This is a genomic window from Mucilaginibacter sp. P1_A3 (genome assembly GCF_056406855.1).
On the sequence record NZ_JBFTZJ010000016.1, the window covers coordinates 23,514 to 48,015 of the forward strand.

The 24,502-nt window shown below is 41.6% G+C and carries 23 protein-coding genes; 14 read left to right on the forward strand and 9 right to left on the reverse strand.

Translation table 11 applies throughout. The features are described 5' to 3' along the window. Window positions 1-11 precede the first annotated feature (11 nt). Entirely contained in the window at window positions 12-170 is a 159-nt protein-coding gene (locus tag AC1D0K_RS27755) for a hypothetical protein (protein ID WP_477394258.1), read from the reverse strand. Between the two features lie 622 nt (window positions 171-792). Between AC1D0K_RS27755 and AC1D0K_RS27760 the strand changes: the two genes are divergently transcribed. The 4 genes from AC1D0K_RS27760 to AC1D0K_RS27775 all read left to right on the forward strand — a co-directional run bounded on the left by AC1D0K_RS27760 (window position 793) and on the right by AC1D0K_RS27775 (window position 5,002). Then, complete coding sequence (locus AC1D0K_RS27760; protein WP_295717283.1) at window positions 793-2,700, forward strand: SPFH domain-containing protein; 1,908 nt, start codon at window positions 793-795, stop codon at window positions 2,698-2,700. 241 nt (window positions 2,701-2,941) lie between these two features. Continuing rightward, the gene (locus AC1D0K_RS27765) at window positions 2,942-3,652 is read left to right on the forward strand and encodes a hypothetical protein (protein ID WP_477394260.1); all 711 of its coding nucleotides are present in this window, start codon (window positions 2,942-2,944) and stop codon (window positions 3,650-3,652) included. Between the two features lie 197 nt (window positions 3,653-3,849). Then, window positions 3,850-4,356: a helix-turn-helix transcriptional regulator gene (locus AC1D0K_RS27770; RefSeq protein WP_477394262.1), complete on the forward strand. Its 507-nt coding sequence runs from the start codon at window positions 3,850-3,852 to the stop codon at window positions 4,354-4,356. 55 nt (window positions 4,357-4,411) lie between these two features. Further along, window positions 4,412-5,002, forward strand: a complete 591-nt coding sequence (locus AC1D0K_RS27775; RefSeq protein WP_477463127.1) for a nucleotidyl transferase AbiEii/AbiGii toxin family protein — start codon at window positions 4,412-4,414, stop codon at window positions 5,000-5,002. Window positions 5,003-5,099: 97 nt separating this feature from the next. On the opposite strand, the gene AC1D0K_RS27780 is transcribed toward AC1D0K_RS27775, so the two are convergent. Next, complete coding sequence (locus AC1D0K_RS27780) at window positions 5,100-5,582, reverse strand: N-acetyltransferase family protein (protein WP_477394266.1); 483 nt, start codon at window positions 5,580-5,582, stop codon at window positions 5,100-5,102. A 187-nt stretch (window positions 5,583-5,769) separates the two neighbouring features. Continuing rightward, window positions 5,770-6,036, reverse strand: coding sequence for a DUF4342 domain-containing protein (locus AC1D0K_RS27785; RefSeq protein ID WP_295717275.1), 267 nt, complete (start codon window positions 6,034-6,036; stop codon window positions 5,770-5,772). A gap of 463 nt (window positions 6,037-6,499) precedes the next feature. Between AC1D0K_RS27785 and AC1D0K_RS27790 the strand changes: the two genes are divergently transcribed. The 4 genes from AC1D0K_RS27790 (at window position 6,500) to AC1D0K_RS27805 (ending at window position 10,504) form a co-directional block, all read left to right on the forward strand. Continuing rightward, complete coding sequence (locus AC1D0K_RS27790) at window positions 6,500-6,916, forward strand: LytTR family transcriptional regulator DNA-binding domain-containing protein (RefSeq protein WP_477394269.1); 417 nt, start codon at window positions 6,500-6,502, stop codon at window positions 6,914-6,916. Window positions 6,917-7,269: 353 nt separating this feature from the next. Beyond that, window positions 7,270-8,481 (forward strand): epoxide hydrolase family protein, encoded by a 1,212-nt coding sequence (locus tag AC1D0K_RS27795; RefSeq protein WP_477394271.1) that lies wholly within the window; start codon window positions 7,270-7,272, stop codon window positions 8,479-8,481. A 231-nt stretch (window positions 8,482-8,712) separates the two neighbouring features. Further along, complete coding sequence (locus AC1D0K_RS27800; RefSeq protein WP_295717270.1) at window positions 8,713-9,165, forward strand: organic hydroperoxide resistance protein; 453 nt, start codon at window positions 8,713-8,715, stop codon at window positions 9,163-9,165. A gap of 124 nt (window positions 9,166-9,289) precedes the next feature. Next, complete coding sequence (locus AC1D0K_RS27805) at window positions 9,290-10,504, forward strand: epoxide hydrolase family protein (protein WP_477394273.1); 1,215 nt, start codon at window positions 9,290-9,292, stop codon at window positions 10,502-10,504. A 207-nt stretch (window positions 10,505-10,711) separates the two neighbouring features. On the opposite strand, the gene AC1D0K_RS27810 is transcribed toward AC1D0K_RS27805, so the two are convergent. Further along, window positions 10,712-12,523 (reverse strand): hypothetical protein, encoded by a 1,812-nt coding sequence (locus AC1D0K_RS27810; protein ID WP_477394275.1) that lies wholly within the window; start codon window positions 12,521-12,523, stop codon window positions 10,712-10,714. A gap of 23 nt (window positions 12,524-12,546) precedes the next feature. Next, entirely contained in the window at window positions 12,547-13,242 is a 696-nt protein-coding gene (locus tag AC1D0K_RS27815) for a hypothetical protein (RefSeq protein ID WP_477394277.1), read from the reverse strand. A 461-nt stretch (window positions 13,243-13,703) separates the two neighbouring features. On the opposite strand from AC1D0K_RS27815, the gene AC1D0K_RS27820 reads away from it, so the two are divergent. The 4 genes from AC1D0K_RS27820 (at window position 13,704) to AC1D0K_RS27835 (ending at window position 16,259) form a co-directional block, all read left to right on the forward strand. Next, window positions 13,704-14,348, forward strand: a complete 645-nt coding sequence (locus AC1D0K_RS27820) for an SGNH/GDSL hydrolase family protein (protein ID WP_477394279.1) — start codon at window positions 13,704-13,706, stop codon at window positions 14,346-14,348. A 301-nt stretch (window positions 14,349-14,649) separates the two neighbouring features. Beyond that, window positions 14,650-15,003 carry a hypothetical protein gene (locus tag AC1D0K_RS27825; protein WP_477394281.1) on the forward strand — a complete coding sequence of 118 codons (354 nt, stop codon included), beginning with the start codon at window positions 14,650-14,652 and terminating at the stop codon, window positions 15,001-15,003. Window positions 15,004-15,261: 258 nt separating this feature from the next. Beyond that, on the forward strand, window positions 15,262-15,903 hold the full coding sequence (locus AC1D0K_RS27830; protein ID WP_477394283.1) for a TNT domain-containing protein: 642 nt from the start codon (window positions 15,262-15,264) through the stop codon (window positions 15,901-15,903). Further along, complete coding sequence (locus AC1D0K_RS27835; RefSeq protein ID WP_477394285.1) at window positions 15,900-16,259, forward strand: hypothetical protein; 360 nt, start codon at window positions 15,900-15,902, stop codon at window positions 16,257-16,259. Before AC1D0K_RS27830 ends, AC1D0K_RS27835 begins: the two co-directional genes overlap by 4 nt. Window positions 16,260-16,552: 293 nt before the next feature. Here AC1D0K_RS27835 and AC1D0K_RS27840 read toward each other — a convergent pair whose 3' ends face one another. The 4 genes from AC1D0K_RS27840 to AC1D0K_RS27855 all read right to left on the reverse strand — a co-directional run bounded on the left by AC1D0K_RS27840 (window position 16,553) and on the right by AC1D0K_RS27855 (window position 20,869). Further along, window positions 16,553-17,272 carry a hypothetical protein gene (locus tag AC1D0K_RS27840; RefSeq protein WP_477394287.1) on the reverse strand — a complete coding sequence of 240 codons (720 nt, stop codon included), beginning with the start codon at window positions 17,270-17,272 and terminating at the stop codon, window positions 16,553-16,555. A 984-nt stretch (window positions 17,273-18,256) separates the two neighbouring features. Further along, the gene (locus tag AC1D0K_RS27845; protein ID WP_477394289.1) at window positions 18,257-19,252 is read right to left on the reverse strand and encodes an MlaD family protein; all 996 of its coding nucleotides are present in this window, start codon (window positions 19,250-19,252) and stop codon (window positions 18,257-18,259) included. A gap of 21 nt (window positions 19,253-19,273) precedes the next feature. Next, entirely contained in the window at window positions 19,274-20,047 is a 774-nt protein-coding gene (locus tag AC1D0K_RS27850; protein ID WP_477394291.1) for an ABC transporter ATP-binding protein, read from the reverse strand. A gap of 12 nt (window positions 20,048-20,059) precedes the next feature. Further along, window positions 20,060-20,869: an MlaE family ABC transporter permease gene (locus tag AC1D0K_RS27855; RefSeq protein WP_477394293.1), complete on the reverse strand. Its 810-nt coding sequence runs from the start codon at window positions 20,867-20,869 to the stop codon at window positions 20,060-20,062. A 674-nt stretch (window positions 20,870-21,543) separates the two neighbouring features. On the opposite strand from AC1D0K_RS27855, the gene AC1D0K_RS27860 reads away from it, so the two are divergent. Together AC1D0K_RS27860 and AC1D0K_RS27865 are read left to right on the forward strand one after the other, a co-directional pair. Next, window positions 21,544-22,422, forward strand: a complete 879-nt coding sequence (locus AC1D0K_RS27860; protein ID WP_295713269.1) for an AraC family transcriptional regulator — start codon at window positions 21,544-21,546, stop codon at window positions 22,420-22,422. A gap of 241 nt (window positions 22,423-22,663) precedes the next feature. Then, entirely contained in the window at window positions 22,664-24,496 is a 1,833-nt protein-coding gene (locus tag AC1D0K_RS27865) for a sodium:solute symporter family protein (RefSeq protein WP_477394296.1), read from the forward strand. Window positions 24,497-24,502: the final 6 nt, after the last annotated feature.

Consider the following 24,502-nt stretch of genomic DNA (forward strand, 5'->3'; position numbering starts at 1 on the left):
TAAAAACAAAACTATTTGCCTTTTGCGCGTTTTCTCATCTGTTCTTCGGCTTTTTTTAGCTCGTCTTTTTCACTCATCGGAAAATCGGTTTTAAGTTCTTTGCTGGCAGGTCTGCTGCTTTCTGTTGATTTTGAGCCGTCTGTTTTATTTTTTGATGTTGATATGGACATGATTGCTGTGCTTTAGATATTATATAGAGAGGTATTAACTATATCAACCCATTGGGATCGGGAATTGTTTTTTTAGAATCGGTCGGCCGGTTAAAGTATTGACAATAAGTAGTGTTGTGAAAGTTGGGAATGGTTGCTTGTGTGGATACCATAGGTGTTAGGAAGAAATAAAAAAGCAGGGGCAATGTGAGATTCCTGCCTCGGGGATGGGGAGGTAGGGGTTAAGTCAGGCGTTCAAGTACGATTGCAGCATGTATATCGGCAAAACCCCTCCCTGCCATTGCGCGCATTTCAACCGCACCCCTCCCGTTGGGAGAGAATTAAAAAAAAACTTTTGAATACCGGTGGCGAGGATGCAAGTATCGGTGTTAAAGTCCTGTCTATCAATTAATCCCGGAAATTCAGGTTCAGGCGGAATGAGCGGACAAAAATAAATTAGTGGTAAATCATCACCGGTCAAAAAATAATTTTTAAAATTGTTGTAACAACCTATAACCGTAACTGTCTAAATGACACTAAATAGCCAAGGACTCCCTTCCAAAAGGTATGCTATTAAGTATTGTGAGGACCCGCACCTTAAGGGTTCCGTTAAAAAAATCAAATATTTAAATCTTTTAAAAAAATGGACAAATCAATTGTGATGTTATTTTATGCTGTGCCTGTAATTTTGGTGCTTGTAATGTACAAGTTTGTTTTACGGGTGTTTTTTGGTATGGTGATAGTGCCTGATGACCGTATTGGCCTGGTGGTTAAAAAGTTTACCCTTTCGGGAAAAATGCGCTTGCCCGATGGACGTATCATTGCTACCAACGGCGAGGCCGGTATGCAGGCTAAAGCACTTGCGCCGGGTTTATACTGGGGTATGTGGCCGTGGCAGTATGGGATTACCATGGAGTCGTTTACAATTATTGAACAAAATAAGCTTGGGCTGGTAAAGGCAAAGGATGGTGCACCGTTTGATACCGGCCGTGTGCTGGGTAAACCGGTAAACTGCGATAAGTTCCAGGATGCGATAGCGTTTTTGGATAACAATGGTCAAAAAGGTCCGCAGGCTGCTTTCCTTACACCGGGTAGTTACCGTATCAATACCTTTTTGTTCGAGATTGTGATGGTGCCTATTACACAGATCCAGGAAAACAAGGTGGGTATTATTACAACCCTTGATGGTGAACCTTTGGCAAAAGGCGAAATTGCAGGCTACTCTGTTGAAGGTCATAAAAACTACCAGGACCCTATTGCATTCATTAATGCCGGCGGCCGTAAGGGTTTGCAGGAGGATGTAATTTTGGCGGGTACTTATTACCTTAACCCATGGTTTGTTTTGGTGGAACAGGTGGATATGATCTACATCCCGATTGGTTATGTGGGTGTGGTTAACTCCTTTGTTGGGCCAGAGGGTAAGGATACCAGCGGGGATGCCTTTAAGCATGGTAACATTGTTAAACGAAACCAAAAAGGTGTTTGGGACGAGCCACTTGACCCCGGTAAGCATCCGGTTAACATTTATACCCACGCGGTTGAAATTGTGCCTACTACCAACATTGTATTAAACTGGGCCGATAGCCGTACCGAAGCGCATGAACTGGATAAAAACCTGTGTACCATTACGGTAAGATCAAGCGATGGTTTTACATTCAATCTGGATGTGTCACAGATCATACACGTACCGCGTAACGAGGCTCCGAAAGTAATAGCCCGGTTTGGTAAAATGAAAAACCTGGTATCGCAGGTGTTGGAACCTACTATTGCCAACTATTTCCGTAACTCGGCACAAAAGAGTGATGTAATTGGCTTTTTGGCCAATCGTATAGATAGGCAAAATGATGCTAAAGAACACATCAGCACAGTATTGTCCTCTTACAACGTGGTAGGCGTAGATACATTGATAGGTGACATAGTGCCGCCTGCTGCTTTAATGAAAACCTTAACCGACCGTAAAATAGCCGAACAGGAAAAGGTTACTTACGAGATACAACGCCATGCGCAAATTGAGCGTAAGGAATTTGAAAGTGCCAGGGCAGGCGCCGATATGCAGCCGGAGGTTGTAAAATCAACCCGCCAGGTAGAGATCAATACCCAGATGGCCGCTTCAAGGGTTGCCGCGTCACGTGGTGAGGCCGAAGCCAAAACTATTAACGCTAAGGCCGATGCCGAAGTGAGGATCACGATAGCTAAAGCAGATGCCGAAGCTAAAACTGTAAACGCCAAGGCTGATGCTAACGCTACAGAGGTAAATGGTTTGGCCGAAGGTGCCAAAATAAAAGCCATAGGTATGGCCGAAGCCGAAGTAACCAAACAAAAAACCGAAGCCATGGGTACCGAACAATATGCCATTGTACGTGTAGCCGAGGCCCTTGCCAGCAATGGAATTAAGTTAGTTCCCGAAATACTGGTAAGCGGTAAAGACGGCGGCGGCAACGGTATGATAGACGCCCTGATAGGCAGCGAAATGCTGAAAAAGTTACAGCGCGTTAATGAAGGTGGCGGTGTGAGTGGAGGGATAGTGAGCGGTGAGACTAAAGGTGAATAATGAATGATAAATAAGTACTATTTTATTGCTTTGCAATAATGGTTTTTATAAAGGGTGCATCTTCGGGTGCACCTTTTTTTTATACTTTGGTTATAGCGTATAAGTCAGCGATAAAGTGCAACCATCAGGCACTCAATGTTAAAGAGTTTTCATTGATGTTTTATATGATTGCAAAGCTGTTAATTTTAGTTAAATGCTGTTTTGTATAATTGTAGTTTAAATTTTATGTTTATTTTTATATATGCTTAAAAGGGTGTTTTTGTTACTTACGGGCTGCATAATTTCGGCAGTTGCATTGGGGCAAAGTTTGCATAGCGGTGTTGTATATGAGAATAAAACACGCGTGGTGCTGCAAAATATACGGGTTGAAAACCTAGGCAGCAATAAGGTTGTTATTACTGATAAAACCGGTGCATTTAGTATAGGCGGCAAAGCCGGCGAACTGCTGGTATTTAGTGGTGCTTTTTATAAGCCGGATACTGTGCTGCTCACCGGCAATAAACCGCTTGAAATATTCCTGACGCCTCAGCATAATATGCTTAACGAGGTAAATGTAACTGCTACAGAAGCCATACATGCCGGCTCATTCGCCGCGCCCGAGTTTCATAACCAAACGGTGGTGTATCATCGCGATAAGAATGGTGATTATGATGGCGGCGTCATTTTAAGGTTAAAGTATTTTAAAAAGGACGAGCGCAAACGCAAGCAACAGCAGGATTTTTCAATAAACCAGGACCAACAGGATCAAATAGTCAAGGTTTTTAATGCCGATAATATAGCCAAGTACCTGCCTTTAAAAGGCAAGGATATGGACGACTTTTTAGTTCTTTATACCCCATCGGCAAAAACCTATTTTAGTGCCGATTTTAACCTTGTGGTTTATCTGGATACCAGTTATAAGGCTTTTTTGAAGATCCCAGCTGATCAAAGGAATACGCAGCTGGATCAATAATTTCTGCAAGGGGAAACCTTTTAACAAAAATTATTCTTACAAAGGCCTTCACCCAACCTTGGTTTAACGGTTCACTATAACATTCCACAACCCTACAATTAAGAATCTATTAATAACAAGTTGAGAGGATAATAGTTCGTTTATAACCATATTTGTATAATTATAATTTTATAAACAAATTTGTTTATATTAGTCATATGGAAACTGTAATAGAAAAATATAAGGGCATTCATCCAGGAGTTATTCTGGAACGTGAGCTTAAGAAAAGGAACCTCAAAAAAGGCCCTTTTGCACTTTCATTACATGAATATCCTCAAACGTTAAACAGCATTACTAAAGGACAACGCGGACTGACGCCTGCACTATCTTTAAAAATTGACAAAGCTTTAGGATTAGAAGAGGGAACAATGCTTCTGCTTCAGACTTATTACGAAATAAAAAAGGAACAGCAGAAAGCTAATTTAGGGGAACGTCCTGATCTTTCAGTTATTCGAAAAACGCTGTTCTGGGATACAGATATCACTAAGATTGATTGGGAAAAGCAGTATAAAGCAGTTATTCAACGTGTGTTTGAACGGGGAAATGATGATGAAAAAAAAGAAATGCTGAGGTTCTACGGTAAAGATAAAATTAAGGCTATTACTGGCAGTACCAGGATTGCAAATAATACACTGCCCGTAATGGGACACGTAAAAGCAAAATAACATGCTCTATTGGAATACTGTAAATGCCCTTTTAAAACACTGTTTAATGACATTAATGGAGGCTGAAGAACTTAAAGACTTCAGACTTGTTGGCGGCACGGCGTTGAGCTTGTATTTGGGACACCGAATGTCTGTGGATATAGATCTTTTTACCGATGCAAATTATGGATCTATTGATTTTGTCGCTATTGAAAGATTTCTCAACAAAAGCTTCGGGCATGTAGATGGTGAGTTTGGAGGTAATCCGGGCATGGGAAAATCTTACCTTATTGGAACTGATCCGGATAACGCTATCAAACTGGATTTATACTATTCCATGGATCCTTTTTTTCAAGATGTGTTTCTGCAAGATGGTGTGCGCATGGCAACTATGGAAGAGATTGTTGCCATGAAAATAGATGTAGTACAAAGGGGCGGCAGGAAAAAAGATTTTTGGGATTTGCATGAATTACTAAGTCAATACAGCGTCGCGACCATGATCATTCTCCACAAGCGACGTTTTGAATGGACACATGATGAACGCCTGATTATAAATAATTTCTCGGATTTTGCTGATGCCAATGATGATTTGGATCCCATTTGCTTAAAAGGTAAGGAATGGGTATTTATTAAGGAAGATATTGAAGCGGCAGTTGCTGGTAGATAAGGTATTGTACTAAACACAAGTCAGCCACTACTCTGTCCACCACACAAGACTTGCGCTAATGGGGGCCGGTAATCAGTTGTTGAAACTTGAATGTGTATTACAGTGGCCTGTACATGATATAGGTATCTACAAGCCCCAATTGCAGGTGTCTGAAACCATTAGGGGTAGTGCCAATAATGGTAAAGCCATTTTTTTGCCAAAGCTTTACCGCATCATAATTGGTTGAAACCACAATGTTAAACTGCATAGCCTGGTACCCTTGTTCTTTAGCTATTTGCATAGAGTGCCGGCAAAGCAGGCTTCCTATACCTTTGCCCCTGGCATCAGGATGTACCATATAACCGCAATTGGCTATGTGATTGCCCAGCCCCACCTGGTTGGGCTTCATGATATAAGTGCCTAATATTTTATGGTCCTCTTCGGCAACAAAGGTTTGGATGGGGCTTGCAAACCAATGTTTTTGTAAATCGGCTTTTGGAGTTTGAGGATCAAACGCGTACGTATCTCCTGTTTGTATAACTTTTGAGAATATTTCCCAAACTGAATCATAATCTTGTTGAGTGGCCGGTCTTATTTCCATAACCTATAGAAGTGTGCTGATGCAATTGTAAAAATGCATCATATTGTTGAATTTTACCAGCGGGATTTACGCGGCAGGTGTTCGCCAGTGATGGGAAAAGCATCAATAAAAATGCATACAACAGCAATGTTTGTTTTTAAATTCCAACTGCCGTTGCATGCATTTAACCTATTGCATTTGCAGCAATTTACAATTCGTCCTTTTGTTCTGCTTCCGGCTCCTCCCGTTCAACGGTGATTGTACATTCGCCAATCAGCGCGGCTACTGCTCCTACGGCTGCCAATACTGGTGCCAGGAAAATGCCTACTATACCTACGGCCAAAGGAAATGTCATCAATTCTTTACCGGAATGATCTGTTATGGTTATTTTCCTGATGTTGCCTTCGGCAATTAGTTCTTTTACTTTTTTAAGCAGGATATCCCCGTTTAGGGAGAATGATTCTTTTGAGGTCATGACAGGTTGTTTTTATGGGGTTAATGTTTAATAATAAATTCAGTAAAATTTGCAGGTTATATTGATAACCTTTTGACGCTAAGTTGTTGAATTTGTTACCAATAAAATTTCGCCTCAAATAATAAATAGGCAAATGGCTTACCGTACAGGCAATCATTAACGCATAAAGCAGGTTTTCTCCATTAATTATTCATGAGGTTAAGTATTATGAACTAATAAAAAGTGTTATGATAGTACACTGTTTGTAAACTCCGGCCACTACCTTGCTGCAATTACGTTTTTAATCATTTTAATCTTTTTTGGAGTTTACTGTTTTACTATTTTTGAATAGAATTTCACAGAACATGGACATTTGGTTTTTGGCCCCCAAGGTAGATAGCAGTAGCCGAGTTTATTCTTTGACTGATTAAAGATGTAATAAACCTGGGCAGGCGGATGGTTAAGAAAAATAAAACCTAATAAGATGGAAACGCAAGTCATGAAAGTCACCCAACAAAATGGCGGATCTTATTCTGATGATGTGTTAGAAAAACGCGGGGGTAAAACAAGCTTCCTTGTTTTCAGGCAAAATAAATATAGCACAGTGCCCGTTGATCATATTGCTTTTTTTTATGTCACGTGCGAATCATCAGCACTTGTGTGCTTCGATCAGCAGGAATATGCTGTAAACTATTCATTGGACCGGATTCAGAAACTTTTGGCAAACAGTCAGTTTTTCAGGTTAAACAGGCAATACTTGATAAGTTTTCAGTTAATAAAGGATGTTGAGCATTATTTTGCAAGGAAACTATTGGTTAATCCCATTATACCTGTTTCCGATAAATTGGTGGTTCCTAAAGAAAAGGTAAGTGTTTTTTTGCACTGGCTCGATAACCGGTAATCTTTACAAAAAACAGGCAATTTTCAGGTCACCCTTAAAAAAGAAGTACGATCTTCTTTGAATTATTCCCCTCATTCCCTGGAGGCTATTAATACGTAAATTTCGTTTCTGGAAATTATAATCATCGCAAAAGTTAAAAAATTTTCGAGTTTAAAAATGTCCACCTCAGGAGGTATTTAGTCCACTTAACCTATTTGGTGCTGGATGCCGGTTGATGATATAAATATCTTTGCCAAAAAATAATGACACCTTAAAATTTACTACAAAACCGTTTAGCATACGCCATCAATTTGCTAATTGAATACAGTTGACATGGAGGATAGATGTAAGAAAGAAATTTTAAAATCTATACAATGGAAACCAGCACAGCAACTTTAGAGGAAGTGGGATCAGGCGAGTTGATCCGTCCTTTCCGGTTCAACTTTCCGCAAGCCGACCTTGATGATCTGAATCGCCGTATTTTAGCCACGAGGTGGTCTGAAAAAGAAACGGTAGATGATTTTTCGCAGGGTACGCCACTGGCCACATTGCAGGTACTTGCCGGCTATTGGGCTTCAAACTACGACTGGCGTAAAATAGAAGCAAAAATAAATGCCCTTCCGCAATTTATAACCAATATTGATGGATTGGATATTCATTTCATACATGTACGTTCAAAAAATCCGAATGCCCTTCCAATTATTATAACTCATGGCTGGCCCGCTTCTATAACTCACCAGATGAAAATCATCGGTCCGCTAACCGATCCTGAAGCGTTTGGGGGAATGGCGGAGGAAGCCTTTGATGTCGTTTTTCCATCGATGCCTGGCTATGGATTTTCTGGCAAGCCAACAAGTACAGGTTGGGGACCGGAGCGTATAGCGAAAGCCTGGGTTGTGCTGATGAAACGACTTGGCTACAATAAGTTTGTGGCACAGGGTGGAGATTGGGGGGCACTTATCACAGAACAGATGGCTGTACAGGCGGCGCCCGAATTGATTGGGATCCATACAAACATGCCCGGGGCGGTTCCGGCAGAACTTAACGAGGCCGCATTTACAGGTGTGCCGACTCCTTCATGGTTATCCGGAGAGGAAAAACAGGCCTATGAGCAATTGGTATTTGTATACCAACACGTATACTATGCCGCCTACATGGCATCGCGCCCGCAGGCACTGGCCGCGTTAGCAGATTCGCCGGTTGGTATGGCGGCATTTTTAATCGACTTTGACGCCCGCGGTTTAGATCTTATCTCACGAGCCTTTGCCGGGCAAAATGAATCCCTTACACGAGACGAGATTCTTGATAACATCACCCTTTTCTGGTTAACAAATACTGCTGTTTCAGCCGCGCGTCTTTACCGGGAAAATAAGCTGGCCTATTTTAGCCCAAAGGGGATCACTATCCCCGTTGCCGTGAGTGTTTTTCCTGATGAGCTTTTTGTGGCGCCACACAGTTGGGTTGCAAAGGCATATCCAAATCTCATTCATTACAATAAACTTGACAAAGGAGGGCATTTTCCTGCATGGGAACAACCAACACTGTTTGTTAATGAAATGCGTGCGGCTTTTAGTTCGCTCCGTTAATCTGTTGGGAAATGGTTTAAATACCATAAGACTGTTTAGAACGCTCAACCAATTTGATAACTAAATATTGTTTACATGGAGGATAAATTTTAAGAAAGCAATTATGAACGATCAACGCAGGGGGTGCCGCTCGCGACAATGAAGTTCCTTGCCAACTATAGGGCTACGGAGTATAACTGGCACAAAGTGGAAGTGAAAACTGAACAATACATATAATTAAAAATCAAAACAATGGAAAATACACATACAGAAGATCCACAAGTGGATACCCAGCTCACAAAAGTACTGTACACAGGCAAAACTCACACTACCGGAGGCCGCGATGGCGGATCAGCTATTAGCTCTGATGGTCGCCTGGACGTTAAACTTTCCAGTCCCGGCACTCCAGGTACTGGAACAAATCCTGAGCAGTTGTTTGCCGCCGGCTGGTCGGGCTGTTTCATGAGTGCGATGAAGATTGCTGCTGCAAAAATGAAGGTAAGGTTTCCGGCAGATGCCGCCGTTGATGCTGAAGTGGACCTGGCCCAAACCGGGGAGGATTACCACCTGCAGGCACGCCTCAACATTAGTTTACCTGGTCTGGAACGCGAAGTTGCTCAGGCGCTGGCCGATGCAGGTCACCAAACCTGTCTGTATTCAAAAGCCACACGCGGTAATATTAATGTAGAGATCAACGTGGTTTAAGCCGGATACTCCGTTGATAAATAGTCTGAATACTACAACGCCGTTTAGTCTGCCTAACCAATTTGTTGATAGACTACGGTTTACATCTAAAATAAATTAAGAAAGCAATTTTAAAATTTAAACAATGGAAACAATCACAGACACTTTAGAAGAAGTTGGATCGGCGGAATTGATCCACCCCTTCCAGACTACCTTTCCGCAGACCGACCTGGATGATTTAAAACGCCGCATTTTAGCAACAAAATGGCCCGAAAGAGAAACCGTAGACGATCAAACGCAGGGTGTGCAACTTGATACTATTCAGGCACTGGCAAAATACTGGGGCACAAGTTATAATTGGCGTAACGTGGAGTCGAGACTGAATGCTTTGCCCCAATTTATAACAGAAATCGATGGCCTCGACATTCATTTTATTCATGTTCGTTCGAAACACGAAAACGCGTTGCCAATGATCGTTACACACGGATGGCCCGGTTCTATCATCGAACAAATGAAGATTATTGACCCGCTTGTAAATCCTACTGCACATGGTGGAAAGGCGGAGGACGCGTTTGATGTCGTAATTCCTTCCATACCGGGTTACGGATTTTCGGGCAGGCCAACTACTACCGGCTGGGACCCTCAACATATCGCACGTGCCTGGGTTGTGCTGATGAAGCGCCTTGGCTATAAAAAATTTGTAGCACAAGGCGGCGATTGGGGCGCGCTCATCACCGAGCAGATAGGCCTGCTTGCACCTCCGGAGTTGCTGGCTATTCATACCAATATGCCTGGCGTATTTCAGGAGGACATTAACAACGCTGCATTTTCCGGGGCGCCGGCTCCCTCAGGTCTTTCAGCCGACGAGAAACTCGCTTACGAGCGTTTGCAGTTCGTATATCAAAAGGGTATCGGATATGGTTTTCAATTAGGATTGCGCCCGCAGACGATGTACGGACTCGCGGATTCACCGGTTGGTCTGGCAGCTTATTTCCTTGATCACGACGCGCGCAGCTATGAACTCATCAAGCGCGTCTTTAACGGACAATCTGAAGGCCTCACACGCGACGACATTCTTGACAATATCACGATCACCTGGTTAACAAATACGGCAATCTCTGGCGCCCGTTTGTATTGGGAGAACAAACTCGGGTACTTCACTGCTAAAGGTCTCACTATCCCGGTTGCCGTAAGCGTTTTCCCTGACGAACTCTATCCGGCCCCGAAGAGCTGGGCAGAGCAGGCGTTTCCTAAATTAATCCATTACAACAAGGTGGAAAAAGGCGGGCATTTTGCAGCCTGGGAACAGCCTAAGATCTTCACTGACGAAATCCGGGCATCTTTCAAGTCGTTTCGCTGATTTGATAAAACAAGATTAAGGGATTTTTAAACCGGGCCGCTGTTTAGAGCGTTCCGGTTTTTCTATTAGTGGAGGGTGGTTGCGAAGAACCGTTTAGTGTATTTTATATAGAGAATTGTTTTGAAAGCATAGTGCAGACCTTGCAACGACCGCAAGGTTATTTTGCAACAGCATAAGTTAAATGAGTTTGTTTTTAATAGCATTTACCTAATAATAAGCCACTACTGATTTGCTGTTTAAATTAGTATCACTTCCCGGCTGATCATAATAAAAACGGGCCTCATTAAAGCCATCGGCCTGGTAAAGCCCAAATTGTTTTAACAGTAAAGCGTTCAGATTTACAGATGATACTCCTAAATATTTAGAAAAATCAGGGAGTTTAACAGGCGTAAGATAGCCCGCTGCAGGTGAATATAAATTAAGCTGAAGGTATTTGGCAGAAGTAAAATCGATAAAATTGGCAAAATAATAATCGGAGGTACCGGTAATGGATGGTTTGAAATTAGCCATTGATGTCCCCGGCTTTAAAAACGAGGGATCAAAAGTATTGATAGCGGCGGGGATGCCGGTTTCTACTTGTTTAATGGTATAGTATAATTCACCTATTCTATAATTCGCGACTGTGGTATATTGCTGAAAAGGTTCATTGGGATAGTAAAAGTCGAGCTGGTTTGAGTTGCTGCTGATGTGGCCAAATGCATATGCGTTATCAGAAGATTTATCTTGTTTGGCAGAAACACGCAAATAAAAATTATCCCCCGGTGTGGTGTAGTTTTTTATAATGGGCGAACTGGTTACTTTGCTCAGATCAAGGTTATAATCTGTAGTTCCGACTGGTATTGTGAAGAAGTTGTAGGTCACTTTGTTATTTTTTAACATCTGTACCCATAGTTTGCCTTTATCAGAGCATTGTATTGGCGACAAAGAACTGCTATCGGCCGGCGTGTTAATTTCTGCGCTACCCATATCAGTGCTTATGTTTAATTTATCAAAACCGGATACATTTTTTAAATGCAGCTTTACCATTGAGAAAGGCGGATTAGTATAAGTCCGGGTATTGACGTATACACTTCCCTTTTTTACCTGTAAGTAACCGGTGATATTGGGAGTTGTATGTATGTCATCCGAAATTCTTATCTCATAAAAATTAAAGCGGTCTTTAGTAAATGGTTCTGTTGTTGAAAGCTTAAAAGATTTTGTGCCGGGTATATATTTCGTTTCAACTAATATTTTTCCGGTTTCATCTGTAGCAACAAAATAAGTAGTGGTAGCTGTATAGCCATCAGGTATTAGATTCAACGTGAGCAGGGTGCTTGACACAACAGGCACATCGTTATAGGCAAACGGACTAAAAACAACCTGCAACGTACCTTTATTGGCCACTACTGCCATGTTGTATTGGTTAAGTGTAACGATGCTTAGCCGTTTGCTCACCAGCTGGCCGGTTTCTTTTGAAACAAAGGAGATAGCACCCTGAACCCCGTTTTTTATATAGAGGTAATAGAAACCGTTACTAAGGCCGAGTTTATAAACTGCTGGCCCGTTATCTGCCTTAAATGTTGGTATGGTATTATCCTTAATAAATTTTTGATCTATCGTTATCAGGCCGTCGTTACTGGTAACGGTTAATGAAACAGCCTCTTTGTTATCAACGGTGTATGATTTCACCTGCCCTTTAAACCGCAAAAAGGTATCGGCAATTGCCGAAGGGTTTCCTGCAGATATGTTTATATCATATTTACCTTTATCAACTATTTTGGTGTAAGTAGTAATGTTTTTAATATCGATACTGTCCTTTATACGGGAGGCAACAGAATCCTTTGCATCTTTTAAATCAAATTCGAACGCTAAGTTACCGCCTACCACGTTTTTCCAGGTACTGTTGATAAACGCAGGGTAGCTGATATCTTTAATGGTTATCTGGGGCGTAACCGGTACAGGATCCATGGTTGAATCGTGTTTTGCACACCCGGAGAATATAAAGAGTATAACTGTTATTACAGGGAAGTATTTTTTCATTTCGATAAGGTTTCCACCAAAACTTAATTTAGGTTGCTTGATTTAAAGGCGTAGGTGTGCTTAACAACCGAGCCGGTTTTAGTTACAATTGCGGTTAAATTGTATTGATTATTTGCAGCTACAGTTACGTTGGCAATAAAAAGATCGCCGCTGCTGGCTTCGGTAAAGGTTACTTTGCCTCCCTTTGATCCCACAACGTAAATGAAATAATAGCCATTGGCTACACCTAAATTATAGGTTGTGTTTGTTCCGGTTGGGATAAAAGTTGGCACTGTGGTACTATCTATAAGTTTTTTGCTTATGGTAATAACACCATCAGTAGTAGTGGCCGGCATATTAATGGCAACATCTTTATTTATCACCACATTTTGGGCAAGGGCGTTAAATCTTATAAAGGTATCAGCTACTGCTGTGCTTTTTGTTTTTAATGATACATCATAAGTGCCTGCGATAACAGGTTTAGTATAAGTAGATAGCTTACTAAGATCGAGATCATCTGTTAATGAAGACGCAGTTAACGAGTCATTATTTTTAGCCGCGAAACCAATACTGGCCTGCCCGCCTAAAACTTGTTGCCAGGTACTGCTTACAACAGCATTTACCGCTAACTTGAACGAAACTTTAAATGTTTTAGAATTTGCCGGTATTTCAGTATGGTTTTTAGAGCAGCCACTGCAAATGACAGCTGAAGCAAAAAGTGCAGTTATAATTTTTTTCACTTGCGACGGTTTAAGTTATCGGAGTGAGGAGTTTAGCCACATTCCGATGCCAATTTAATAAATATTTGTTAACTTTCTATAGTAGCGAAATGGCTATTCAGGTATCTTTATTTAATGAACGTCAGTTGGCAGGATGGCAGCACTAAGGCCAGGTAGAGAGTAAAGAAAACGCGGAAGGCTTCCCAGCCAATGGAATATTCATTCTTGTGCTACTATCTTGAAGTGTGTCAGTTCAGCGCTGATGTATTAGCTAATTTTGTGGGGAGAATGACTATTCTTTACTCTTAATTTTCTGCCTTAAATTAGGCAGTTTGAATCGCTTGCTTTAAATTTTGAAATATCTCTATTCTGTTGCTAATTATGATGGGGTATTAATATATATGTCTGGGAAAAATGTTATCTTAATTGCGAAATACTACCGTTAAATTTTTAGACGAAAACCGTAAATCGCAATTATTATAATGAAAAAAAATTACTTATTACTTATTTGTATAATCATCTTCGTGTCTTGTAAAAAGGAGGAATATATCAATCCAAATTCAATAATTAGTTGGGGTGATAGTTTAACCAAAGGTTCGGGAGGGGGGAGTGTATCATATCCAAAAAAACTAGCGGAACTAACAGGTCGCGATGTTATCAATGAAGGTGTAAATGGTGCAACCAGCACATCAATTAAAAACAAAATGTTTGCGGCACCAAATTTACATAGCTATCCCACTATCATTTGGGCAGGGCGAAATAACTATATGCATTCAGATACGATACTTAACGATATCGCTTCGATGGTAAATTCGTTAGGGCATTCACATTACTTAATTTTAGGAATAATAAACGGTGATACCCCGAACGAGTTAAAAGGCGCAGTTTATTATAAGCGTATTAAAGCTATTAACGATACTCTTGCAGCGAGATATGGTTTACACTATTTGGATATTAAACCTTATTTAATTTCAAAGAGAGATTCAACAAATATGAATGATGTACAGAATGCAAAAAATGATGTTATTCCATATACCCTTCGTTCAGATTTCCTGCACTTAAATAATAAAGGCTATGGTTATGTAGCCGAAGCTATTTATACTAAATATGATATTTTGGTTCAATAAGTTACTTTTCGGGGCATTCTGCAAAAGAGGTAACGGTTTTAGCTTATGGTGGTTGTTTTCGCCGCACTATTTGTTGATGATCTCGTTTTCTAAAAGGCTTTAACCGTCACTGTTTCCATGTAAAGTTGTTGCGGCTGTAATCGGGTATTAAATGCATATCCAGACCTCATGCTGGTGCGGTGAAAATACCGACCGGAGAGACTAAAATGACTATACACTGATGTAAAAGCTAATTTTGGTGAGGAGATTGAAATAATCTTATCCAAAGTTTCTTATCTTACTCCGCCTAAATCAATCGGAGATGAACACTGCCAACCATAACCTGATAGTTGCTTCAAACCTGGTGAGAGCATCTGCGTTTATTAACGCGGCCACTTATTTTATAGTTGAACCGAGGCCAGGAATAATCATAGAATTCCTTACCCTTGCCTTCACTATTCTAATCGCACGTTTAATACGAAAAGGTTACAAATGGACCAGGTGGGTTTTACTCTCTTTATCGATAATATCTGTTCCCTTGTATATTATAGGTCTATTTATGCTTAAGACAAATATGTTGTTACAACTACCTAACATCGCGATAAGCCTGGTAGAAACAGTAGCTGTTATATACTTATTCCTGCCTTATAGGGAGCTCGATTATGAGGAGAGTTGAAGCGTAGGAGGCAGGCCCTTACAATTTCTATATAGGATCAAAAGCCTGGTGGTTGGTTGTCAGATGGGTTTCATGCGACACGTGGCGCCAGCAATGTGAAGTATCGGAAAATCGACTGGTAATTAAAAATGAAAAAAGTCAAGATATATGTATATCAATAATATCAACATATTATTAAAAATAAATATACCGATTTGCATTGATAAAATATTTGCATATATTATATTTAGCTAGTTAATAAACCAAACATCTTGTCCTATGAAAACAATGAGAATATTGCTGTTGGCAGTATTGCTGCCTTTTGTTGTCAACGCGCAAACGGAGCATTCCAAAAACACACACAAACACGTAGCCGGCTCTGGAAGGGAACATCATAAAAACGACAGCCTTGTACGCGGCGTTTCGTTTAGTGTTTTTGTAGCCTCTGTTGCCGATTTTGCCGATAGCACCAAAAGGCCGCTTGCGAAAACTGCCTGGCAATTATGGAAGCACGAAAAATGGGCCGAACTGGAACAGTTTTTCAGCACAAACAACCTCAATGGCGGCTGGCCCCCAAACCGTGGCGCCCTGTCATTAAAAATGATTACGTTGCAGGCCGGCCTGTTGGTTGATCGCTATGGAGGTTATTACGATGCCGACAGCGTTTTCCAGGACCGCGGTACCTTTGTATCCAAGGTAGATGTGCCGTTTCCGCAACGCGCTTTGCCCGATAAAACCTTACAATCGCCATACAGGGTTTATAAAATTGTAAAACCTATCGACAGTGTAAAAAGAGGTCAGATTATCCCCTGGTTTAATAAGCCCGGTTTAGGTATCCAGTTTGAATTACCTTATAATATCAATGATCTGAAAAAAGGAGGGTATATTGCCGAACAAAAAGATAAAGAACGGCCCAAATGATAACCAATTATAAAAAGGTAAAGTCGCTCATATTTGATGGCCCCGAACAGGAGATACTGCACAAATCATTCGATTTGAGCCGTGAAACCACCCTGATCACCCCCATAAAACTAGGCGACTTTGCCAATAATACCCTCGAAGATCTACAGCACGCTATCAGTGCCGCCGACTTTGAATTCATTATAAAAACCGGAGCTTTTGTTACCGATGGCGGCTTCCTGAATCTATATAAAGACAGCAATAACCTCAGGTTGTATTACCATAAAAAAGGTAACACCATAGTTGTTTTTGCCTACGGCGAATTTCAACCCGGCCGTTATATGCTTTACCTGGAAGGTTTTTGGATAGTTGATTAGCTATCTATCTTAAAAAAGTCATCCCGCAGTTCCTTACGCTGGTGCACGCGTGCTGCGTGTACCCCACCATACAAGTCGAATTGCTTGGAAGATGAACGTAAAGTATTGGAGTTTCTTTGATCATTATTACATCTACAAATGATTGCGACCTAAACGCGGGGCACACGCGTGTCGAGTGTGTCCTGGTCGTTAACCCATTTCTTAAACTATAAACGATGGAAAAATGTTGCAGACCTATCAGCGGGGCTCGACACGCGTGCGCCAGCGGAGGGTTACCCGTTCCCGGAGAGCGTCTACTTTTTTGCGACCTTCTCTGCATCATGATTGTATTTTTTCACGGCTTCATACAATCCCTTTTTTTCGACATATTCAGTAGCCTTGGAATTACCGGTAACAATTTTCAACACATTATCCTTTGATAATTTTTCAATTGGCCCATCATTTAGCTGGATGCCAATTATTTCAGCAGAAACAAAATCCATTTTAGGTGCCCCAAATGCAGGGGTGCCAACCACGGTAAGATAAGTGCCGCTTTTGGCATAAACAGTTATTGCACCTGTTATTACTTTTATAGTCCACCCGCTATCAGTCGGCAATCCGGGTCTTGTTTCTTCATAGCCTTGATTATCGGGTATCAATGCAGTTATATTTGATGTTTGATCCGGATAAATTTTCTGAAAACGATGCAGGGTGTCTGATTTCGGGAACTTCTTATCTACAAATACCAGGAAATTTTTATGCAGAACGGTATCCAGGTACATGTAAGATTTGATCTTTTTTATATCGCCGTCTTTTAATATCACAATATATCCTTGTCCCTGCCCCGCATTTTTTCGCCAATTTCTGTTCATGTTCATTTGCATCTGCATATTCATTTGCATATTCATGAATTGTTGGTTCTGTTGTGCACGAACTGCTGCCATCCCAGGATATTGGGCGTACGCTTTATAAGCAGAAAAGCTGGATAAAATAATTATCGTAAAAAAAAGTATGATGTTACGGATATGAGGCATGATAAGGATATTTTACTGAACAAAGATAAAAAAACAAATAAATTTAAAATCTAAAAACCCGTATAACAGCCGTTGTTGTTGCCCGGGGCATTCTAACGAAAAATGAACATTATTTCCCGACAATTTTCTTTCGGTGTAAAATTCCCAGCTACCGCAAACATTTTTCTTCTCGCTGCCGCAAGCCTCTTGGCTTGTGCGCCCGCATGCAAGGTAATGAATATGCAAATCCCGGATGTTAGTTTCATCCTGGATTTTAAATTTAAGGTGAGTCTACTGGGGTACATTAATTTTAAATCATATTGGATTGTACTCAAGACATGGGTGATAAGGGGGGCTCTTTGCGGCAGCGGGCGAAAAATTACGCCATTACCCTTTGCCAGCATGTTGGTTACTTTGCAAAATTTAGGGTAGCCCCTACGGCGCAAATTTTATTTATTTGTCTGTTTGCTACAAACAGGTAGCTCCTGACGGAGCATTTTTGCCTACTTAAAGTTTGCGTTAGCGATTGCAGCGGATACCGGCCAATGTGGCTAAGGCTTGTGCAGTATGAACGTAAAGCGCGGGCCGCAGGTAACGCCATATTATAGATTTGAGACTTCTTTACAGAGTGGCGCAAAGCTCAGGCTTAAAGCGGCTCTGAGCTTAGGAATTGCTTCGTTCATTGCAATGGCAAATACTTTATTGCTTCCCGTATCTTACGAGGGTGACGGGTGGGAGAAGGCTCAGGAAAATTGGAATCGTGAGGATCTGTTAATCCTATAAATCCAGGTTCAGACAAAAGGAGCATTTGCTTGTTGGCTTTGCACAGTACGAGATTGCGTTGTTCCTGGTAACGACATAATAAATTCCCGTCATGTTGAACTTGTTTCAACATCCCATTTGCTAAGCCGGCTGCTAATCAAATCACCTACCTGTTCCGTGGGGTGCTGACAAGTTCCGCATGACTTGATGGAGATGTCATTGTCCCTTCACGCTCCTTGAATTTTACTGTCCCGCCTTTTTCAAACTATCGGCCTTAGCCTTCTTCGCCTTATCCTTAAAAAATCCTTTCAGGAAAAAGTTGTGTTGTGCGGCTTCCAGGTCGTCGTTTAGTTTGATGGAGCTTTGTTGCAGGTTGTTGAGGGTGGTTTGTACCTGTACGGCGCCTTTGGGGTCGTTGAGTAATACGCCAATGGCGTTATCTGTTCTGTTCAGCTTATCGCTGGCTTTGTTGAGATTATTGGTTAGGGTTGATGCATTGGCGGCGGCGCTTTGCAGTTGGTTTACTGCCAGCCTGATCCGGTTAAATGTGGCGGTATCGGTAAGCAGGTTATCGGCAAGGCCGCCTTTGGTGTTTAATTTATTGCCGAAATGATCAAGCTGTACGGCCATCCGGGCTGCACTTTGGGTGGCTGCCTGTAGGTTAAGCATCGATGCGCGTAACTGATCAGCCATGGTGTTATCGGCCATTAAAGCGCCAACGGTACCTTTCCCGGCCAGTATCTGGTGACTGAGGGCTTTAAAATCGGTAGTTATAGCAAGCAGATTCTGGTTGTTTTCCTGTAGGGTTTTGAGCAGATCATCTGTCGAAAGCATTTTTTCGGCCTGCAGCACATCGCCATCCTGCACCTCGGGGGCTTGCGGACTACCGCCATCAATCACAATAATCTTATTACCTATCAACCCATCCGAGCTGATTTTTGCCTGGGCATTGCGGTGGATGTATTGCTGGGAGGCTTGGTCGATACTCATAAAAACCTGTACCTGTGATGGTCCGGTAAACCTAACTGCGCTGATGGTGCCTACCTTTACGCCCGAGAACCAAACGTTGTTCCCTTTTTTTAGCCCGGCAACGTCGCTAAAAACGGAGCTGAGCTTGATGTTTTTTACAAAAGACTTTTGCTGCCCGCCAAGTGTGAATACGCCAAGGATAAACAGGATTAAGCCGAGAGCTAAAAATAGGCCTACCGTAATTGCTTTTTTATTTTCTGATGCGTCCATGATAATGGTATAATGTCTTTTCTATTGAATAAAGTTGTAGTCAAAAAAAGGTTTAATCCGGCTGTCGGTAGTATCAAATACTTCTTCGAAAGATCCGGTACGTTGAAACTGCCCGTCGAGCAGCATGGCAATGCGGTCGCCTGTTTGCTTGGCGCATGTTAAATCATGCGTAATGATGATGGATGAGGTGTTGTAGCGTTCCTGTACTTCATTAATCAGATCGTTGATTTCGATACAGGTGATAGGGTCGAGGCCGGCGGTAGGCTCATCATACAGCATAATCTCGGGGTTCAGGATCAGGGTACGCGCTATCCCGATCCGCTTACGCTGGCCGCCCGATAACTCCGAAGGCATCTGGTTAATGGTTTGTGACAGGCCCACGGCATCAAGAACAGTTTCAACAGCGGTGTTTATTTCCTGGCGGGTAATGCCCTTGCGGTTACGTACTAAGGGAAATTCCAGGTTTTTGCGCACCGTCATACTATCATATAAGGCGCTGTTTTGAAACGAGAAACCTATCCTTACGCGCAGCTCCTGTAATTCTTCTTCGCGGATATGGGCAATGTTATGACCCAATACATTCACCTCGCCCTTATCAGGACTTAGCAAACCAGATATTATTTTGATCAACACAGATTTTCCCGAACCCGAGCGGCCCAGCACCACCAGGTTTTCGCCCTGGTAAAGATCAAGATCGATGCCGCGCAAAACAGCGTAATCTTCAAAGGACTTTTCAAGTCCCCTTACGCTGATAACCGGGTTGGTATGGTCTGCTTTAACTATTTTCTTCTCCATGTTTCCCTTTGTTTAACGGAACCAGCTGGTTATCTGTACTATAATAATTTCTTCAATAAACACCAGGAACATGGCGGTAACCACAGCCCCGTTGGCTGCTTTACCCACACCCTCGGTTCCCTTGCTGGAGTTAAAGCCTTGGTAGCAACCTACTATCCCAATAGTAAACCCAAACACAATGGATTTAACAAGCGATGCCACAAAATCGGTAAAAGTTAAGGGATCAAATACTTCCTGGATAAAAGTGCTCCAGGTAGTGCCCTCGTTTTGATTTACATTTAAAAAGCCCCCCACAATAGCAATAAAACCTGTATAGGTAGCCAAAATAGGAATGGTAAGGGTGGTGGCAATTACGCGGGTACATACCAAAAATTTAAAAGGTTTGGTGCCCGATACTTCCATGGCGTCAATTTGCTCGGTTACCCGCATGGAACCCAACTCGGCCCCGATGCTTGAGCCAACTTTGCCCGATGCTATTAATGCCGTAACTAAAGGAGCCAATGCCCGCATAATGGCTATTGATACCAGGGAAGGCAACCATGATTGAGCCCCGAATTGTGAAAGCGAAGGCCTTGATTGCTTGGTGAATATCACCCCCACTATAAACCCGGTTACGGTGATTAATGTGAATGAGCGTACACCTACTTCAAAGCATTGCTTCATTATTTCTTTAAATTCAAAAGGGGGCATAAAGGCCTCTCTGAAAAAGCGCAGAATGAATTGGTTGATGCGGTATAAGCTGATAAAAAAGTCGGTGATGCTTTGTCTTAGTTTCGATCTTTTTTTTACTGCCGCCGGTGTGGTGCTTTCTGCTGTATCCATTAAATATGATATAGTAGTTTTTGATTCATTTATATTATGGTTAATCTACAATAAATATTTACCAATTGTTTTGCTGGTGAGTATATTATAGGGCATAATGTTAAACTGTTATGACTATTGTTTTTTGTGCTAATTTAATGCCATAATAAAAGGATGTTTAAATATACGGGCTTTTATTGGCATAAGCCGGAGTTTTAAGTATTGACCGTTTGGGTTAAATGTTAAAACACCAATTGGGTGCAAACCTAATGCTTACAGTTTACATGCCGGTTAATGGAGTGTAAAATTTTAATAACCAATAATGATAGTTTTACATACAGTAATTTATCGCTCATTAATGGCAATTTATCGCTCTTTTATTGGCGCGGATCGCTCATTATTGGCAATTTATAGCTCATTATTGAAGTTTATTGATGGTGAAAAATGCTGTTTGGGGTGTATTTGGGGATGAAAATTGGAAGTTTATTGATAGAATAAAATGCTGCTCAGGGGCGAATTTTAGTTGGAGATTGATTGTTTATTGATAGAAAAAAGGTCTTTTAAGAGGATATTTGAGGTTGAAAAGCAATGAAATAAGACTGAATTATAATCTGAAAATTACGAAATGGTAAATAGTTAATATAATTTGGTTAAATTCGTATCAGGATTTTCTTCTTTTTAAACCTATACAATTTATGACGACAAGTAATGTGATGCGTGAAATAACGCCGCTTACCCCCAGTGATTGCTTTACCATTTTTTCGAGAGTTAAAAAAAAGTTCGACTTCCCCTTGCATTATCATGATGAATATGAGCTTAACCTGATCATTAATGCCAAAGGCGCCAGGCGGGTTGTAGGCGGCCATATAGAAGTAATTGATGATGTGGAACTAGCGCTGGTTGGTCCTAATTTGTATCATGCCTGGTTTACCCATCAATGCCTTAGCGAGGAGATCACCGAGGTAACCATTCAATTTCATAAAGATCTGTTTGATGAAAAATTTCTGAAGCGGAACCAGTTGAGCTTTGTGAAAAGCATGCTGGAGCGCTCGCAGCGCGGCATCGTTTTTTCGCCCGAAACCATACTTGCCCTTAAAGATAGGATCATCAGCCTGGATAAAAAGAGTGGTTTTGATTCGGTGCTGGAGCTGATGTCTATCTTGCATGATCTGTCTATCTCCCGCAATATGAAGATGTTGTCGGATCCAAGTTTTAGCAACGATAAGTTTTATTACAACAGCCGCCGCATCGAAAAAGTGTTTGAGCACATGAACGTGAACTATAACAAACAGGTTACCCTGGCCGAGGTATCAAAAATTGCCAACATGCCCGAGGCTTCTTTTAGCAGGTTCATCAAGAAACGCACAGGTAAAACTTTTATCGATAGCCTAAACGAAATCAGGCTCGGCCATGCCTCCCGCATGCTGATAGACTCCACCGCTACGGTTGCCGAGATAGCTTACAAATGCGGGTTTAACAATATCTCCAATTTCAACAGGATTTTTAAACGCAAAAAACTGTGTATCCCCAAAGAGTTCAGGGAAACCTACACCGGCAACCGGGTTTTTATTTAAGCGATTTGAAAATTTAAGGATGGCGGAATTGTGTAGATATTAAAATATAATGTTAAAAAAGTATTATAAAATTAACCTTAATAAGTTCACTTTTGAATCAACCAATTTAACTTAAACTGTGAAGGCGGCATGCCTGGCGGATTTTGATAAAAAGTCAGTAATTTTTTGAGGGTTTTTCTGGAAGGAATTTCAAAAAAAAATCAAAAAATCACAAAGAAAAAACAATAATCATGTCAAATAAATGAAGCTACACGCACTTGATGCTGCCATCATAGTTTTGTACCTGTTGAGCACCATTTTTATCGGCTTGTGGTACCGCAAAAAAGCCCGCGAAAATAAGGAAAGCTATATGCTGGGGGGTAAATCATTACCCTGGTATAAGCTGGGGCTAAGTGATGCATCCGATATGTTTGATATCAGTGGCACCATGTGGATGGTGAGCCTGTGCTTTGTATATGGCATGAAAAGTATCTGGATCCCCTGGTTGTGGCCGGTATTTAACCAGGTGTTTTTGATGATGTACCTCTCGCGTTGGCTGCGCCGCTCAAACGCTGCCACAGGTGCCGAATGGCTGGCCACCCGGTTTGGCAAAACAGGACCGGGCGTAGGCAATTCACATATAATTGTTATCGCGTTTGCGCTGCTTAGTTGTCTTGGATTTTTAGCCTACGGATTTATTGGGCTGGGTAAATTCATTGAAATTTTTATTCCCTGGGATTTGGTTAAAGCCTATGTTCCCTTCAACGTTGCGCCGCAGTATGTACCGCATGTTTACGGTATTGTATTTACGCTATTTGCTATGTTTTACTCCATTTTGGGCGGTATGCACAGTATTGTTCTGGGCGATATGGTCAAATACGGCATCATGTCTATTGCCTGTATCTGGATAGGTTTTATTGCTGCTCATAAATTAGTAGGTCATCATTTAAATGTGCCTGATGGTTGGTATAGCCCATTTTTTGGGAAAAACCTGGGCATGAGCTGGTCGGGTATTATTAATGAGGTTAACCAGAAAATTAAGGATGATGGTTACTCGCTGTTCGGCTTGTTTTTTATGATGATGACCTTTAAGGGATTCTTCGCGGCGTTGGCTGGTCCGGCGCCTAATTATGATATGCAAAAGATCCTGTCGACACGGTCGCCTGAGGAAGCCAGTAAAATGAGTGGTTTTGTGAGTATCATTTTGTTACCCATCCGTTACTCGCTTATCGTAAGCTTAACCATCCTCGGCCTGTTGTATTATAATCAAATGAACCTGAAGGATGCTACCGGCGCTATCGATTTTGAAAGGATATTGCCGGCTGTTATCAATAATTTTTTGCCTGTTGGCCTGGTTGGGTTGCTGTTGGCCGGTTTGCTTGGCGCTTTCATGAGCACATTTTCGGGTACGATGAACGCGGCACAGGCTTATATCGTAAATGATATCTACATTAAATATTTTAACCCTGCGGCATCTACCAAAAAAATCATCGCCATGAATTACCTGGTAGGTGTGGTTGTGGTGGCGGTAGGGGTTATTCTTGGCTTCTTTGTAAAAGATGTAAACAGCGTACTGCAATGGATCGTATCGGCGCTTTATGGAGGCTACGTAGCATCAAATGTGCTCAAGTGGCATTGGTGGCGCTTTAATGCCAATGGCTTTTTTTACGGCATGCTGGCTGGTATTCTATCCTCTATGGTGTTTTCGCTGCTTATTCCATCCGGCGAGCTGTTGTATTGGTTTCCGCTTTTGTTCTTCATCTCCATGGCTGGTTCGGTTATGGGCTCCTACGCCAGTGCGCCAACAGACATGGCTGTATTAAAATCCTTTTACAGCAATGTACGCCCGTGGGGTTTTTGGGAACCCGTTAAAAAACTGGTAATGGCCGAAGATGAAGCTTTTGTGCCAAATAAAAATTTCAGACTGAACATGTTTAATGTGGTAATAGGGACTATTGCTCAATTATGCCTTACCATATTGCCCATGTACCTCATTCTCAACCAAAAATTACCCTTGCTTGTAACCGTGGCATTGTTGGCAGTGATCATGCTGATACTGAAAAGGACATGGTGGAATAAATTAAAAGACTATTGATAGAAA

Coding starts and splice junctions, on each gene's coding strand:
- AC1D0K_RS27830 (WP_477394283.1), top strand. CDS start 15,262: ATGAAAACAATGAGAATATTGCTGTTGGCAGTATTGCTGCCTTTTGTT.
- AC1D0K_RS27780 (WP_477394266.1), bottom strand. CDS start 5,582: ATGGAAATAAGACCGGCCACTCAACAAGATTATGATTCAGTTTGGGAA.
- AC1D0K_RS27760 (WP_295717283.1), top strand. CDS start 793: ATGGACAAATCAATTGTGATGTTATTTTATGCTGTGCCTGTAATTTTG.
- AC1D0K_RS27835 (WP_477394285.1), top strand. CDS start 15,900: ATGATAACCAATTATAAAAAGGTAAAGTCGCTCATATTTGATGGCCCC.
- AC1D0K_RS27790 (WP_477394269.1), top strand. CDS start 6,500: ATGGAAACGCAAGTCATGAAAGTCACCCAACAAAATGGCGGATCTTAT.
- AC1D0K_RS27845 (WP_477394289.1), bottom strand. CDS start 19,252: ATGGACGCATCAGAAAATAAAAAAGCAATTACGGTAGGCCTATTTTTA.
- AC1D0K_RS27800 (WP_295717270.1), top strand. CDS start 8,713: ATGGAAAATACACATACAGAAGATCCACAAGTGGATACCCAGCTCACA.
- AC1D0K_RS27860 (WP_295713269.1), top strand. CDS start 21,544: ATGACGACAAGTAATGTGATGCGTGAAATAACGCCGCTTACCCCCAGT.
- AC1D0K_RS27865 (WP_477394296.1), top strand. CDS start 22,664: ATGAAGCTACACGCACTTGATGCTGCCATCATAGTTTTGTACCTGTTG.
- AC1D0K_RS27820 (WP_477394279.1), top strand. CDS start 13,704: ATGAAAAAAAATTACTTATTACTTATTTGTATAATCATCTTCGTGTCT.
- AC1D0K_RS27840 (WP_477394287.1), bottom strand. CDS start 17,272: ATGCCTCATATCCGTAACATCATACTTTTTTTTACGATAATTATTTTA.
- AC1D0K_RS27755 (WP_477394258.1), bottom strand. CDS start 170: ATGTCCATATCAACATCAAAAAATAAAACAGACGGCTCAAAATCAACA.
- AC1D0K_RS27825 (WP_477394281.1), top strand. CDS start 14,650: ATGAACACTGCCAACCATAACCTGATAGTTGCTTCAAACCTGGTGAGA.
- AC1D0K_RS27805 (WP_477394273.1), top strand. CDS start 9,290: ATGGAAACAATCACAGACACTTTAGAAGAAGTTGGATCGGCGGAATTG.
- AC1D0K_RS27770 (WP_477394262.1), top strand. CDS start 3,850: ATGGAAACTGTAATAGAAAAATATAAGGGCATTCATCCAGGAGTTATT.
- AC1D0K_RS27855 (WP_477394293.1), bottom strand. CDS start 20,869: ATGGATACAGCAGAAAGCACCACACCGGCGGCAGTAAAAAAAAGATCG.
- AC1D0K_RS27850 (WP_477394291.1), bottom strand. CDS start 20,047: ATGGAGAAGAAAATAGTTAAAGCAGACCATACCAACCCGGTTATCAGC.
- AC1D0K_RS27795 (WP_477394271.1), top strand. CDS start 7,270: ATGGAAACCAGCACAGCAACTTTAGAGGAAGTGGGATCAGGCGAGTTG.
- AC1D0K_RS27785 (WP_295717275.1), bottom strand. CDS start 6,036: ATGACCTCAAAAGAATCATTCTCCCTAAACGGGGATATCCTGCTTAAA.
- AC1D0K_RS27810 (WP_477394275.1), bottom strand. CDS start 12,523: ATGAAAAAATACTTCCCTGTAATAACAGTTATACTCTTTATATTCTCC.
- AC1D0K_RS27775 (WP_477463127.1), top strand. CDS start 4,412: ATGGAGGCTGAAGAACTTAAAGACTTCAGACTTGTTGGCGGCACGGCG.
- AC1D0K_RS27765 (WP_477394260.1), top strand. CDS start 2,942: ATGCTTAAAAGGGTGTTTTTGTTACTTACGGGCTGCATAATTTCGGCA.